This is a genomic window from Vibrio sp. 1401 (genome assembly GCF_033340295.1).
In genome coordinates, this window is record NZ_JAWOWF010000021.1 from 13,017 (window position 1) to 26,670 (window position 13,654).

A 13,654-nucleotide genomic window follows, 5' to 3' on the forward strand; every position below is an offset into this window, starting at 1 on the left:
TTTCCTATGGTCAACTTACGTCCCGTACTGTTTGTTATCGGGCTGGTTTTATCCAAACTGGCCCTGTTTATGTACGTGCCGACTTTGGTCGCTTTCTTTACCGGTACGGGGGGATTCCTCGATTTCGCCCAAGCCGTTGTGATCACGCACCTTGCCGCCTTCATCTGCCTAACGATAGGTCGAACCGCCAAGTTCAAACTCAGCGTACGCGATATGTTCCTCATCACCAGTTTGGTTTGGACCATCGCGAGTGCGTTTGCCGCCTTGCCATTTGTGTTTATCAACCACATCAGCTTCACCGACGCCTACTTCGAAACGATGTCGGGTATCACCACGACGGGCTCAACGGTGCTCAGTGGCCTAGACAACATGGCGCCGAGTATATTGTTGTGGCGCTCTATTTTACAGTGGCTTGGTGGCATTGGTTTTATCGTGATGGCGGTAGCAGTGCTACCTATGCTGAATGTCGGTGGTATGAAGCTATTCCAAACCGAATCATCAGATTGGTCGGATAAAAGTAGTCCAAGAGCGAAAACGGTCGCCAAAAACATCGTAGCGGTTTATTTGATGCTAACAGGCCTATGTATTTTGGGCTACTTGATCACCGGCATGAACCTGTTCGAAGCAATCAACCATGCCTTTACTACGCTATCGACGGGTGGATACTCTACGTCTGATGGATCAATGAACCACTTCTCTAATGGCGCACATTGGGTGGCCACTACCTTTATGTTCTTAGGTGGTTTGCCGTTTTTGCTCTTTATCGCCGCGTTACGTAAACGCCGTATTGATGTGTTGGTTAACGACGCTCAAGTTAGAGGATTTGCGTACCTGTTCGTATTCTCTAGCTTAGTGATTTCAGCTTGGCTAGTGATTCGAGATGGGTACACCATTTTGGATGCCCTGCGAGTGTCGATGTTTAATATTGTCTCTGTCGTCACCACAACTGGCTTTGGCTTAGAAGACTTCACCGCATGGGGCGCATTACCCACTACTCTTTTCGCATTCTTAATGATGGCGGGAGCATGCTCAGGATCAACGTCTGGCGGGATCAAAATCTTCCGCTTCCAAATTGCGATGACGCTGCTAAACAAACAAATGATGAAGTTGATTCACCCTTCAGGGGTGTTTGTACAGCGTTATAACCAGCGACCGGTGAATGATGATATTGTTCGCTCAGTGGTGGCATTTGGCTTGATGTTTTTTATCACCATTATCTTTATCGCGGGTTGTTTAAGTGCTCTTGGCCTCGACCCTGTGACCAGTATTTCTGGCTCAATCACCGCCGTTGCCAATGTTGGCCCTGGTATGGGTAGTGTGATTGGCCCGACAGGCAACTTCGCGCCTCTGCCCGATACTGCCAAATGGCTCTTAAGCTTTGGGATGTTAATGGGCCGCTTGGAAATTCTGACTATTCTTGTACTGTTCTTTCCTGCGTTTTGGCGCCGCTAAGCAGACTCTAATTAAAAGGTATAACAATGAAAACATGGATTACTCTGGCGACCCTACTTGCCGCCTCATCCACATACGCCGCCGAGGTCATCACTTTAGCCGATGGTCGAGAAGTGAAGTTAAACGATGACTTTACCTGGGAATACGTCATGAAAAAACCGGCGCAGCAAGCGACGGAGACACAAACAACAGCAAGCGTAGTTGAAACAATCGTAGCTCCTGCGATTGCGACAATTCCAGTGGTAACGAAAACCGTTGGCACGACCGTGGTGGTAAACGCCAAAAAGCCAACCATGCAGCTATCAGATTCAGGTGTGGATGTATTGATTGGTTCAGCAAGCTATCAAAGCGGTGAGCTTATTTTGCCTACATCAATCACTAACCAAAGCTCTCAATCTGTCATTCAAGTGGAAGTTGAGGTGCAAGTGTTTGATATGTCTGGTCAGCAACTGGCAAAAGAAAACGTGACGGTTTGGCAATCCATCAAGCGCATGGCGGATACCTACCTGCGACCACAGCAAGCGGAACAAGGTAAGAGCATTAAATTGGCTGTACCGCAATCACAGCAATACCAGTTTTCTGCCAAAGTGCTAGAGGTAAAAACTCGCTAATACGTGTTTAATATTCTTTGTTGAGCCTATCGGCTAGATAGGCTCAACAAAGTAATAAATCGCAAAGAAATGGCACACGCAGCCAGCCAAAACAAAGCCGTGCCAAATCGCATGGTTAAAGGGAATGCGCTTCGCAACGTAGAAAATCACGCCCAGTGAATACACAACTCCACCAGCAGCAAGCAGTGTAAGTCCGCCGACGTCCAAGTTGATCGCCAACTGATAAATCACAATCAACGATAACCATCCCATCACTAAATACGTCATCAAAGAAAGCTTTTTAAATCGATAGACGAACGCAACTTTCATGATGATGCCGATCAACGCAATGCTCCAAATAACGATCATCAACCCAAATGCTAGAGGTGTTCTTAAGCTGACTAACAAGAAAGGGGTATAGCTGCCTGCTATCAAAAGGTAAATAGCACAGTGGTCGAAGGTTTTTAGCCAACGTTTCGCTTTGGGATGAGGGATCGCATGATAGAGCGTCGAGGCCAAAAATAGCACGATAATACTCGCACCATAAATCGCCATACTGGTAAGCGTTAAAGTGTCAGCTTGATGGTCTATGGCTTTAACTAACAGCAGTATCAAGCCAACAATACCAAAAATCATCCCTATACCGTGGGTGATGGTATTGGCCAGTTCTTCACGTTGACTGTATTGAGGTTTCTGCAGCTCGGACATCAATGCGCCTATACTAGAGTTTGAAATTTGCTCTAGTATGGCACATTAGGCTTACACGTGTAAGCTTAAATTAAGACTCATGAACGGCAGTAGTTTGATCGAGATAATTGAGTACCAGTTCGCCAACTTGATCTGGCTTAGTCGTGGCAGGAATGGTCAGCTCTCGCTTGAGTTTGCCACTACTCAGTAAGCTCGCGAGCATGCCACCTTGCCCCTTGCGTGTGCGGTCAACTTCAAACCACAACTTGAGCTCTTGCTCACTGCGGTGGGCAACAAATTCTAATTCGCGCCACACGCCGTGGTAAGGTCCGTCGGTTGGCACCAGTTCAAACTCTTGCACAAATGGTAGATCGAATCCTTTCACTTCCTCGCATTCCACCTGGCGAATTCGTAAACCTTGCGCTTCAAATGCAGATAGTACCGCATCCATCAGTGGATCAGGTCGAACGGTGAGGATGTCTTTATCAGTCGGATCCAAAGCTGCGGCAACGTCTAAGCCGGTTTCTAACCATACTTTGGCATCACCAATGGTGATAGGCGTGTTCCAAGGCACATCGAGCTTAACATCGAAGGTACGCTCTTCGCCGGAATGGATGGTAAATGCGTAAGGGAGACTCCACTTAGCAAGCACATGAGTTTGAGGTACTCGGCGCATGCTGTGTCCTTCTCGCGCACCACGGTCATCAGGGGCTTCTGCGATGTAGCGGCAACAGAGTTTTAAATCAATGTTGTCGATCGCTTGTTCAGTCGCACCACCATATACATGGATAGACACATCCACACTTTGACCTGGGTATAGCACGTCTTGGTTTAAGATTGAGTCGACCTTCGCGCTCCCAATCCCAAAACTGGCAAGTGTCTTCTTCAAAAATGACATAGGCACCTCCTTCATCGAGATCTCATACTACTACTGCTGATCGTGGGATCAAACAAAAATTGCCTCGAACATCGCGACAAAATGACAAAATCTAAACAATTCAATTGCTCAACTATCGACCAATTATTACAAGGATGCTAATCTTACACTTGATATGCATGCATATCGGTATTCCTGACTCATTAACTGGATTGGCGAGAGCCAGAAGAGTGATTCTTCAATCTTGTTGGAGCCTAGCTCATAATGATTCAGGCAATTACATCGGCAATGGATATGCCTGACAGTTAGGTAAATTAATGCGCCCAACAACAGTCAGGTTCGCACACACTAATACTAGTGCAATGCGCCGCCGCAGTGGCTTTACTACTGCACCAAAGGCAAAGCAAGTTGCGCCAGCAATGACATTGGTTGAGAAGACAGCAATGATGTCGAGTGTTCCGGCCAAAGTTATCAAAGCAGCTTAATCAAAAGCGCGGCGCCAGCTGCGCTTTTTTCTTTGCACGCAGCTCATAAAACTTCAAAGACTTAGAACAAACCTCGGTGAAAGAGATCGTTTTTCCTATTTGGTCTTAGCAAAGCAATTTGGTACCTTTACTGCTAATTACACCTATAAATTCTGTGGAGAAAGAAATGAAGTGTCATCGCATTGAAGAGCTGCTTGAGCTACTAGAGCCTGAATGGCATAAAGATCAAGAGCTGAACCTCTTGCAGTTCATCGTTAAGCTGGCAAAAGAAGCAGGCTATGAAGGAAAGCTAGAAGATCTGACCGACGATGTACTGATCTACCACCTTAAAATGCGTAATAGCAGCAAAGATGAAATGATCCCTGGACTCAAAAAAGACCAAGAGGACGATTTTAAAACGGCGATCCTACGCGCTCGTGGCATCATCAAATAACCAGCTCAACAGCCAGTATTCTTTAAGCGACTCTCTCTGTGAGTCGCTTTTTTATAACCAAAGTTTTTAGTCCCACAATTGGTTATAACTGTTCAGCCAATTATCAGGTTAACTGTACTGATTTTTGTTGTTAAACATTGACTGCGTTAAAGAAACGGAATTGTTATTGATTGTATAATCGCCGTTCATCAGTATTTACTAAAATAATTATGTTCGGTCATATTTATGACGGAACGAGCAGCAATGTCATCGAGCGACATCAATAGAAATGACGCCGTACATTATAAAAGCCTAAGAAGGATGAGTGCATGAGTCAGGACAAGATCGATATCAAAGATGTGACTCCTAAAACCTATAATCCCAAACCCCATAAAGGAAACGGGGATCGGTTTAACCCAAGTAATCGCATCTATGTACGCGAAAGCAAAGGGACTTACCAGAAACTACGTCGTTACGGTGGTTGGTTCTTACTACTTCTCTTCGCTTTGATACCGTGGATTCCTTACGGTGAACGTCAAGCGATCTTACTTGATATTGGCAACCAGCAGTTCAACTTTTTCGGTACCACCCTGTACCCACAAGATCTTACCCTACTCGCCTTGCTGTTTGTGATCGCGGCGTTTGGGTTGTTCTTTATTACCACCTTCTTAGGTCGGGTTTGGTGTGGCTATCTCTGCCCACAAACCGTCTGGACCTTCATGTATATCTGGTTTGAAGAGAAGCTCGAAGGTAGTGCCAATAAACGCCGTAAACAAGACTCCAATAAGCTGACGGCGAATTTAGCGATGCGTAAAACCGTCAAACATATAGCTTGGTTTGCCATTGCACTCGCCACTGGTTTTACTTTTGTTGGCTACTTCGTACCAATGAAGCAATTGGTTATCGACTTTTTCACCTTTAACGCCAACTTCTGGCCCGTCTTTTGGGTAATGTTCTTTGCCATTTGTACTTATGGTAATGCTGGTTGGATGCGTTCCATCATGTGTATTCACATGTGTCCTTACGCGCGCTTCCAGTCTGCCATGTTTGATAAAGACACCTTCATCGTTGGCTACGATGCAAAACGTGGGGAAAAACGTGGCCCACGTCCGCGTAAAGCCGATCCAAAGCAGCTTGGTTTGGGTGATTGTATTGATTGTGATTTGTGTGTGCAGGTGTGCCCAACAGGTATCGATATTCGTGACGGCTTGCAGTATGAATGTATCAACTGTGGCGCCTGTATTGATGCGTGTGACAACACCATGGATCGCATGGGCTACGAGAAAGGCCTAATTAGTTACACCACCGAGCATCGCTTATCGGGTAAGAGTACCAAAGTCATGCGTCCGAAGCTGCTAGGCTATGGTGCCGTACTACTCGTCATGGTCGGTCTTTTCTTTGCCCAAATTGCAGCGGTAGACCCAGCCGGCATGAGTGTTATTCGCGACCGTAACCAACTGTTCCGCGTTAATAGCTCGGGAGAAGTAGAAAACACCTACACCCTCAAGGTGATCAACAAAACTCAGCAAGTGCAAGAGTACTCGTTGGATGTTGAAGGGCTATCCGATGTAAGCTGGTATGGTAAGCAGACAATTCAGGTCCAGCCAGGTGAGGTATTGAACCTGCCAATGAGTCTTGGTGCCGATCCTGACAAGCTAAACTCTGCGATTACGACAATTCAGTTTATACTCACCGATAAGAGCAACGAATTCACCATTGAAGTGGAAAGCCGATTTATCAAGAAGCTATAACTTCGATGACTAATGGAAAAAGGCTCAGTAATGAGCCTTTTTGTTTATATGTCCCAAAGTATGTTTAACTTTGACGCCCTTACCCCAGACTTTATGTGGTACGCGTTAGAAAGCATCGGCGTTCGCGCAGAATCAGGCTTTCTTCCCCTCAATAGCTACGAAAACCGTGTTTATCAATTTACTGACGAAGAGCGTCGTCGTTATGTCGTCAAGTTTTACCGTCCTGAACGTTGGAGCAATGAACAGATCCAAGAGGAGCACGACTTTACTTTAGAGCTGATTGGCAATGAGATCCCCGTCGCACCACCTGTGCGCATCAACGGTGAAACCCTGCATCACTATCAAGGCTATGCTTTTGCGCTGTTTGATAGCGTGGGTGGTCGCCAATACGAGGTTGACAATTTAGATCAGCTCGAAGGTGTAGGGCGTTTCCTTGGCCGAATCCATAAAGTCGGCAGCCGCCAAGCCTTCCAACATCGCCCTACGATCGGCTTACAAGAATACCTGTATCAACCAAGAGAGATTCTGCAAAACGCCAATATGATTCCAATGCACTTGGAGAACAGCTTCTTCAATGACTTGGATATGCTGATCAAATCAATTGAAAGCCACTGGCAAGAAGGCTTCAATATGATTCGTTTGCATGGCGATTGCCACCCAGGCAATATTTTGTGGCGAGATGGCCCTATGTTTGTTGATTTGGATGACGCTCGTAACGGCCCTGCAGTACAAGACTTATGGATGCTACTGAACGGTGAACGCCAAGACAAACTGATGCAGTTGGATATTGTTTTAGAGGCTTACCAAGAGTTTTGCGATTTTAATCCTGCAGAATTGAAACTAATCGAGCCACTTCGCGGTCTACGAATGGTGCACTATATGGCATGGCTAGCAAAACGTTGGCATGACCCTGCATTTCCTCTCGCTTTTCCATGGTTTAATGAGCCAAAATACTGGGAAGGTCAGGTCCTTGCATTTAAAGAGCAGATCGCCGCTTTAGAAGAAGCACCGCTGTCTTTAATGCCTCAATGGTAAGTCAGGCCAAAAATTCAAAAATGGAGATATTTCGATGAAAAAACTGTTCGCACTGTTTTCTATGCTGATGTTAAGCCTGTCGGCACATGCAGCGCAATTCAAAGAAGGTGAACATTACAAAGTATTGGATCTTGAGGCATCAAAAAAACCTCTTGTGACGGAGTTTTTCTCTTTCTACTGCCCGCACTGTAATAGCTTTGAACCGGTTATCCAGCAACTGAAAAAGCAGTTGCCAGAAGGTACTAAGCTATTAAAAAACCACGTTTCTTTCATGGGTGGCAACATGGGCCCATCAATGAGCAAAGCCTACGCAACGATGGTTGCATTAAAAGTGGAAGACAAAATGGTGCCAGTGATGTTTAACCGCATCCACAATCTAAAGAAGGCGCCACGTAATGATGAAGAACTTCGTCAAATCTTCCTTGATGAAGGTGTAGACGCGAAAAAATTCGATTCTGCATTCAAAGGCTTCGCGGTTGATTCAATGGTTCGCCGTATGGACAAGCAATTTGAAAACAGCGGTCTAACCGGCGTTCCTGCGGTTATCGTTAACAACAAATACCTAGTTCAAGCACAAAGCATCAAAACGATGGATGAGTACTTCTCTCTGGTGAACTACTTGCTGACACTAAAATAAGCACATCGATATCAATCAAAAGGGGAACACGTCGCTCCCCTTTTGTTTATTTGTAAATCTCTTGTAGCAACCGATCTTTTTCTTGCCACACATCCCCCAACCATTGCTGAAATTGTCGCTTATAGGGCTTATCGTTGAAGTAATCACCAAGCACTCTTTCATCAACGGGTAACACATTTACACGCACAACCACCTTGCTCATGCGGCCCATCAATAAATCCTTGAACGGTTTATGCGTATTTTCTGGGTACGCCAACGTAACGTCGATAATGCTCTCGAACTGCTCCCCCATCGCCGCTAACGTGTACGCAATCCCGCCCGACTTTGGTTGCAGCAAATATTGATAGTTTGCTTTACTCTTACGCTGCTTTTCTTCGGTAAATCGGGTTCCTTCGACATAGTTAACCACTGTGGTTGGAGTGTGTTTGAATTTAGCGCACGAGCGACGTGTCGTCTCTAAATCTTGACCTCGCTTATGAGGATTGCGGATCAGATACTCTCGCGAATAGCGACGCATAAATGGCATATCGAGCGCCCAACACGCCATCCCGATGAAAGGCACATACAGCAGTTGTTGCTTGAGGAAAAACTTCGGCATGGGAATACGGTCTTTAAACACGCAGCAAAGCACAACAATATCTGTCCAACTGAGATGATTACTGATCAGCAGATACCACCCGTCTTTTTTAAGCGCTTCACCGCCCTGAACATCCCACTCAACACGGTTAGATACCGCCAGAATGCACGCATTAACGGTAGCCCATAACCACATCACCTTATTGGCACAAGCGGTCGCTATCGCTTTTAGCTTTACGCCAGGAAGCAATATTTTAAATACAGCGATAACACAAATTGCGAGTGAACAAACCGCAGAATTGAGAATCACAAAAGAAGCGTTAAAAAAAAATAACAAATATGCCAACATGATAGTCAAACAACAGTGATAATGTGTGAAGAATAAAACAGCGTGTAATTATACTGCGCCTTTGCCACATTGGAACATGCGTGGGAATGGTCAGATTTGTTACCGCAACCAATATGTGCACCACTCATTCGACAACAAGGAGATAACGAATGAAACCAAGGCTACTTCTCTTGCCTTTGGCCTTTGTCGTCAGTTCTGCTCAGGCTCAACTCGCTGAAACCGCAGGTTTTGGCGGTGAAATTTCGCTGAATGCCGGATTCATATCATCAGAATCCAATTTCAATACAGAAAATAGTAACACCATCGATTCTCTCGATAAGCGTGCCGATAGTGACAGTTCCGTTATCGCTGCACCGCTAGGGAGTGTGACATACACCTTTGGTAGCCGACTCAACCACCAAGTTTACGCCGGTACCACACGCTCAGATGTCGCGGTAGGTACACTCGCTTTTCAGTTGGGCTATCAACACGAGCTACAATCTGGCACCGTGCTCGATGTTTCCTATCTGCCGACGGTACTCAAAGGCGAAACTTGGCGCAACCCTTATCAAGTAGGAACCGCACGTAAAGAGACGGATGTTGACGGCAATGCGTATCGCTTTCAGATCAAAGGGTTAATTGATAAAAACTTCAACCTTGATCTTGCTTATGCTGATAAAGACATCGAGCAGGAGGAAGTGACAGACCGCTCACTTGCTCGCGATGCTAACCTTTACTATGTCAAAGGCGACTATCGCATTCCACTCAACCAAACGTCTATGTTGCAACCCGCTTTCACCTACATCAATCAAGATGCCGACGGTAAAGCGGAGTCATTTGATTCGTACGGATTTGACATTAGCTGGTTTAAATTTATCAACCGCCATCGATTGGCCCTCACAGCGGGTTATGCATGGAAAGACTATCAAGCCGCTAGCCAAACTTTTGCTAAAACACGAAATGACGACACCATCAGCCTATTTGCGGCCTACGAATATCAAAACGTATTTGACTGGCAAGACTGGTCGTTCATTTCTTTAGCCGGCTATAGCCAAACTGACTCGAATATCACGTTTTATGAGGAGAAAGAGTACCTATTGTCGCTTGGTCTCAACTACACCTTCTAACGTCCTTCATCGCAACAAGGTGCTTACAAAACTTGTTGCGATGACACTTTGCTGTCTATACCGCTTGCGCCGTAAGCTGTTTCAGCAAACGGTCCATCGCTCGATACCCAAGCGCCTCGGCCAAGTGCGTTCGTTCAATTTGCTCCGCCCCATCCAGATCGGCGATTGTTCGCGCCACTTTGATAATACGATGATATGCACGAATCGAGAGCCCTAAACGATGCAAAGCGGTTTCAAGAAACTCAGCATCACTCTTATGCAAGGGACAAAACGCCTCAATTTCTCGACTACCTAGCAGTGCATTGACCTTACCACTGCGGTTTAGCATATTGTTACGCGCATGGCTCACACGCGCTTTTACGATAGCAGTCGGCTCACCGCGATCACCACCTTCTGCTAATGTCCCTTTGGGCAAAGCTGGGATTTCTAAAGACATATCAAAGCGATCTAACAGTGGTCCAGATAATCGACCAAGGTAGCGCAAAATAGCTTGTGGATTGGTGCGCGCTTGATTGCCTTCGTAATATCCTGTCGGGCTTGGGTTCAAGGCTCCGACTAATTGGAAACGAGCCGGAAAGCGTGTTTTACCTTGCGCTCGAGAGATAATGATCTCTCCAGATTCGAGCGGTTCGCGTAACGAGTCCAGAACTTTACGATCAAATTCGGGCATTTCATCGAGAAACAATAACCCGTTGTGGGCTAAAGAGATCTCCCCTGGTCTGGGTACCGAACCACCGCCGACTAATGCCGCCATTGAACTTGAATGATGCGGAGAACGAAACGGACGCGACTTCCAGTTATGCTCATTAATTTCACTCTGAGTCAACGATGCCACCGAAGCGGTTTCCATTGCTTCTTCGTCACTCATTTCCGGTAATAAGTCACACAAACGCGAAGCCAACATCGTTTTTCCAGTACCTGGCGGGCCAAGGAAAAGTAAGTTGTGGTTTCCAGCGGCAGCAATCTCCAGTGCTCGCTTACCTTGTTGTTGGCCAATAATATCTTGTAAGTCTCGACCATGTTTTTCGATCGTTTTTCGCTTAGGCGTTTGAAAAAGATTCAGTCGATGTTGACCACAAAGCTCGGCACATACTTCCAGTAATGATTGGGCCGATTTATGTTGTTCCTTCCCCACCAGCGCCGCCTGATCGCCATTCACATGTGGGACGACCAAATGACGTTGAATCTTACTGGCTTCCAGCGCAGCAGGCAGCACACCTTTTACAGGTCTCAGACCACCAGATAACGCTAACTCACCAACAAATTCGTAGTTTTTGAGCTTATCTGTCGCGATTTGCTCCGAAGCGGCCAAAATTCCCAATGCAATAGGAAGATCAAAACGCCCTCCCTCCTTGGGTAGATCTGCCGGAGCCAAGTTCACGGTGATCCGCTTAGCAGGAAATTGAAAGTTAGAATTAATGATCGCACTGCGTACGCGATCTTTGGACTCTTTTACCGTTGTCTCTGGCAAGCCTACTAAGGTAAACCCTGGCATGCCGTTGCTGATATGAACTTCTACACTAACCGATGGCGCTTGCACCCCGACGCTTGCTCGACTATGAATGATTGCCAGCCCCATACGTTCCTCAATTTTTTTGAACACTCTGTAAACAAATGTTTTATCTAGTTGGTTATGTTATATACCGCGTCCCAATTGAGAGTTAATGTGAAAAAAGAATGACTTTTTGCTTGTCATGCAGCGGAATTGTGTGATACCACTAATGACGCAAACAATTTCGTAGAACATTACACAACATTTTTTAACGAAAAAAGAACGACAGACAGATGAACCTTTTCGCTCATATCAACGCACTGCTAGCCCTGATTATCGTGGTCATTATTGGCACCGCGCGGGGTATTGTGGGCGAAAGGTAACCACAAATTACAAAAAACCCCCGCACTGAAAAGTCCGGGGGTTTTTTTACAACTACAAGTTGTCATCTGTCTAACCCTCGGACAGTTTAACGGGAAGAATGGGAGTGCACATGAAGTGCAATAAATATGGCAATCGCTACGAGCCACAACGTAGCAAAGGAGGTTTACGATGACTGGTGCACAACTTGTCGTAGCCGCTTTAAGACAGCAAGGCATCGAAACCGTTTTTGGCTACCCCGGCGGGGCCATCATGCCAATCTATGATGCTTTGTATGACGGTGGGGTGGAACACATCCTATGCCGTCACGAGCAAGGGGCCGCTATGGCAGCTATCGGGATGGCTCGTTCCACTCAAGACGTTGCTGTGTGCATGGCAACTTCTGGCCCAGGAGCCACTAACCTTGTTACCGGCCTTGCCGACGCTTTCCTTGACTCCGTACCTCTAGTTGCCATCACAGGCCAGGTTGCTAGCTCTCATATCGGTACCGATGCATTCCAAGAAATGGATGTGATCGGAATGTCCCTAGCCTGTACTAAGCACAGCTATCTCGTGACCGAAATTGAAGATCTAGCTCCGACACTTGCCGAAGCCTTTGAGGTCGCAAAAACCGGTCGTCCGGGTCCTGTCATTGTCGATATCGCCAAAGACGTTCAACTCGCTCAAGCACCTACAGACCTTCTTCCTCCATACATAGCACCAGCAATCGAAGATGTCAGCGCTGAAGATATCAAACGTGCGCAAGATGTGCTGGCAGCATCTACTCGCCCAGTGTTGTATGTTGGTGGTGGCGTGCAACTTGCGAAAGCAACCGATGCAGTACGCGAATTTCTTCGCTTAAACCCAATGCCTGCAGTTAGCACATTAAAAGGCCTCGGTACCATTGAACGCCATGATCCTCACTATCTTGGTATGTTGGGTATGCATGGCACCAAAGCCGCTAACCTAGTGGTTCAAGAAGCCGATCTATTGATTGTGGTTGGCGCGCGTTTTGATGACCGTGTGACGGGTAAGCTCGACACGTTTGCACCAAATGCGAAAGTGATTCACATCGACATTGATGCTGCGGAGATTCATAAACTGCGCCACGCCAACGCACCATTACGTGGCGACATCAACACCATTCTTCCTCAGCTAGAGCTGACTCAAGATATCTCACCGTGGGTTCATCACAGTGAAAGTCTGCGCAGCGGCTTTAAGTGGCGTTACGACCACCCGGGCGAATTAATCTACGCACCGCTATTGCTTAAACAACTGTCTGACATGATGCCAGATAGCTCAATTGTCTCGACCGACGTCGGTCAGCACCAGATGTGGACAGCGCAACATATCCAGCCACGCGAACCACAAAATTTCATCACTTCTGCTGGCCTTGGCACCATGGGCTTTGGCTTGCCAGCAGCGATGGGCGCTGCAGTCGCACGTCCTGATGATCAGTCTATCCTTATTACAGGTGACGGTTCATTTATGATGAACGTTCAGGAATTGGGCACGCTGAAGCGTCGTCAGATTCCAGTGAAGATTGTCCTTCTTAATAACCAACGTCTTGGCATGGTTCGCCAATGGCAGTCATTGTTCTTTGACGGTCGCCACAGTGAAACCATTCTTGATGACAACCCAGATTTCGTGATGTTAGCAAAAGCGTTCGATATCCCGGGCAAAACCATCACCAAGAAAGAAGAAGTCGAACCTGCTCTCAAAGAGATGCTAGCGAGTGAAACTTCTTACATGCTTCACGTTTTGATTGATGAAGAAGAAAACGTGTGGCCATTGGTGCCACCTGGCGCATCAAACAGTGATATGTTGGAAAATACATAGGAGACA

Annotated in this window: 13 protein-coding genes; 9 read left to right on the plus strand and 4 right to left on the minus strand. The window is 46.5% G+C overall.

Annotated features, from left to right (window positions below):
- Positions 1 to 6 precede the first annotated feature (6 nt).
- Positions 7 to 1,452: a TrkH family potassium uptake protein gene (locus tag R7Z77_RS12395; RefSeq protein ID WP_017821575.1), complete on the plus strand. Its 1,446-nt coding sequence runs from the start codon at positions 7 to 9 to the stop codon at positions 1,450 to 1,452.
- 26 nt (positions 1,453 to 1,478) lie between these two features.
- A complete protein-coding gene (locus R7Z77_RS12400; protein ID WP_213967862.1) occupies positions 1,479 to 2,063 on the plus strand; it encodes a DUF3157 family protein in 585 nt (194 codons plus the stop codon).
- Positions 2,064 to 2,096: 33 nt separating this feature from the next.
- On the opposite strand, the gene trhA is transcribed toward R7Z77_RS12400, so the two are convergent.
- The gene (gene trhA / locus R7Z77_RS12405; RefSeq protein ID WP_025768918.1) at positions 2,097 to 2,750 is read right to left on the minus strand and encodes a PAQR family membrane homeostasis protein TrhA; all 654 of its coding nucleotides are present in this window, start codon (positions 2,748 to 2,750) and stop codon (positions 2,097 to 2,099) included.
- Between the two features lie 70 nt (positions 2,751 to 2,820).
- Entirely contained in the window at positions 2,821 to 3,627 is an 807-nt protein-coding gene (locus tag R7Z77_RS12410) for a sporulation protein (protein ID WP_025768919.1), read from the minus strand.
- 296 nt (positions 3,628 to 3,923) lie between these two features.
- Between R7Z77_RS12410 and R7Z77_RS12415 the strand changes: the two genes are divergently transcribed.
- The 5 genes from R7Z77_RS12415 (at position 3,924) to R7Z77_RS12435 (ending at position 7,926) form a co-directional block, all read left to right on the plus strand.
- Complete coding sequence (locus R7Z77_RS12415) at positions 3,924 to 4,091, plus strand: hypothetical protein (RefSeq protein WP_005379043.1); 168 nt, start codon at positions 3,924 to 3,926, stop codon at positions 4,089 to 4,091.
- A gap of 166 nt (positions 4,092 to 4,257) precedes the next feature.
- Positions 4,258 to 4,524: a YihD family protein gene (locus R7Z77_RS12420; RefSeq protein ID WP_017821571.1), complete on the plus strand. Its 267-nt coding sequence runs from the start codon at positions 4,258 to 4,260 to the stop codon at positions 4,522 to 4,524.
- Between the two features lie 308 nt (positions 4,525 to 4,832).
- Positions 4,833 to 6,254 (plus strand): cytochrome c oxidase accessory protein CcoG, encoded by a 1,422-nt coding sequence (ccoG, locus tag R7Z77_RS12425; RefSeq protein WP_064354426.1) that lies wholly within the window; start codon positions 4,833 to 4,835, stop codon positions 6,252 to 6,254.
- A 48-nt stretch (positions 6,255 to 6,302) separates the two neighbouring features.
- Positions 6,303 to 7,289: a serine/threonine protein kinase gene (locus R7Z77_RS12430; RefSeq protein WP_005379037.1), complete on the plus strand. Its 987-nt coding sequence runs from the start codon at positions 6,303 to 6,305 to the stop codon at positions 7,287 to 7,289.
- A gap of 34 nt (positions 7,290 to 7,323) precedes the next feature.
- Entirely contained in the window at positions 7,324 to 7,926 is a 603-nt protein-coding gene (locus tag R7Z77_RS12435) for a thiol:disulfide interchange protein DsbA/DsbL (protein ID WP_005379036.1), read from the plus strand.
- A 46-nt stretch (positions 7,927 to 7,972) separates the two neighbouring features.
- On the opposite strand, the gene R7Z77_RS12440 is transcribed toward R7Z77_RS12435, so the two are convergent.
- The gene (locus R7Z77_RS12440; RefSeq protein WP_005379035.1) at positions 7,973 to 8,851 is read right to left on the minus strand and encodes an acyltransferase; all 879 of its coding nucleotides are present in this window, start codon (positions 8,849 to 8,851) and stop codon (positions 7,973 to 7,975) included.
- Between the two features lie 149 nt (positions 8,852 to 9,000).
- Here R7Z77_RS12440 and R7Z77_RS12445 point away from each other — a divergent pair, with 149 nt between their 5' ends.
- The gene (locus R7Z77_RS12445) at positions 9,001 to 9,957 is read left to right on the plus strand and encodes a DUF2860 domain-containing protein (RefSeq protein ID WP_005379034.1); all 957 of its coding nucleotides are present in this window, start codon (positions 9,001 to 9,003) and stop codon (positions 9,955 to 9,957) included.
- A 55-nt stretch (positions 9,958 to 10,012) separates the two neighbouring features.
- Here the strand turns inward: R7Z77_RS12445 and R7Z77_RS12450 are convergent, their stop codons facing one another.
- Positions 10,013 to 11,536: a YifB family Mg chelatase-like AAA ATPase gene (locus R7Z77_RS12450; protein ID WP_005383862.1), complete on the minus strand. Its 1,524-nt coding sequence runs from the start codon at positions 11,534 to 11,536 to the stop codon at positions 10,013 to 10,015.
- 465 nt (positions 11,537 to 12,001) lie between these two features.
- On the opposite strand from R7Z77_RS12450, the gene ilvG reads away from it, so the two are divergent.
- Positions 12,002 to 13,648, plus strand: a complete 1,647-nt coding sequence (gene ilvG / locus R7Z77_RS12455) for an acetolactate synthase 2 catalytic subunit (protein WP_053350673.1) — start codon at positions 12,002 to 12,004, stop codon at positions 13,646 to 13,648.
- Positions 13,649 to 13,654 lie beyond the last annotated feature (6 nt).

Excerpts from the sequence above, each read along its gene's own strand:
- R7Z77_RS12410 (WP_025768919.1), bottom strand. The coding sequence starts at position 3,627 with ATGTCATTTTTGAAGAAGACACTTGCCAGTTTTGGGATTGGGAGCGCG.
- R7Z77_RS12435 (WP_005379036.1), top strand. The coding sequence starts at position 7,324 with ATGAAAAAACTGTTCGCACTGTTTTCTATGCTGATGTTAAGCCTGTCG.
- ccoG (WP_064354426.1), top strand. The coding sequence starts at position 4,833 with ATGAGTCAGGACAAGATCGATATCAAAGATGTGACTCCTAAAACCTAT.
- ilvG (WP_053350673.1), top strand. The coding sequence starts at position 12,002 with ATGACTGGTGCACAACTTGTCGTAGCCGCTTTAAGACAGCAAGGCATC.
- R7Z77_RS12440 (WP_005379035.1), bottom strand. The coding sequence starts at position 8,851 with ATGTTGGCATATTTGTTATTTTTTTTTAACGCTTCTTTTGTGATTCTC.
- R7Z77_RS12445 (WP_005379034.1), top strand. The coding sequence starts at position 9,001 with ATGAAACCAAGGCTACTTCTCTTGCCTTTGGCCTTTGTCGTCAGTTCT.
- R7Z77_RS12400 (WP_213967862.1), top strand. The coding sequence starts at position 1,479 with ATGAAAACATGGATTACTCTGGCGACCCTACTTGCCGCCTCATCCACA.
- R7Z77_RS12415 (WP_005379043.1), top strand. The coding sequence starts at position 3,924 with ATGCGCCCAACAACAGTCAGGTTCGCACACACTAATACTAGTGCAATG.
- R7Z77_RS12430 (WP_005379037.1), top strand. The coding sequence starts at position 6,303 with ATGTCCCAAAGTATGTTTAACTTTGACGCCCTTACCCCAGACTTTATG.
- R7Z77_RS12395 (WP_017821575.1), top strand. The coding sequence starts at position 7 with ATGGTCAACTTACGTCCCGTACTGTTTGTTATCGGGCTGGTTTTATCC.
- R7Z77_RS12420 (WP_017821571.1), top strand. The coding sequence starts at position 4,258 with ATGAAGTGTCATCGCATTGAAGAGCTGCTTGAGCTACTAGAGCCTGAA.
- R7Z77_RS12450 (WP_005383862.1), bottom strand. The coding sequence starts at position 11,536 with ATGGGGCTGGCAATCATTCATAGTCGAGCAAGCGTCGGGGTGCAAGCG.
- trhA (WP_025768918.1), bottom strand. The coding sequence starts at position 2,750 with ATGTCCGAGCTGCAGAAACCTCAATACAGTCAACGTGAAGAACTGGCC.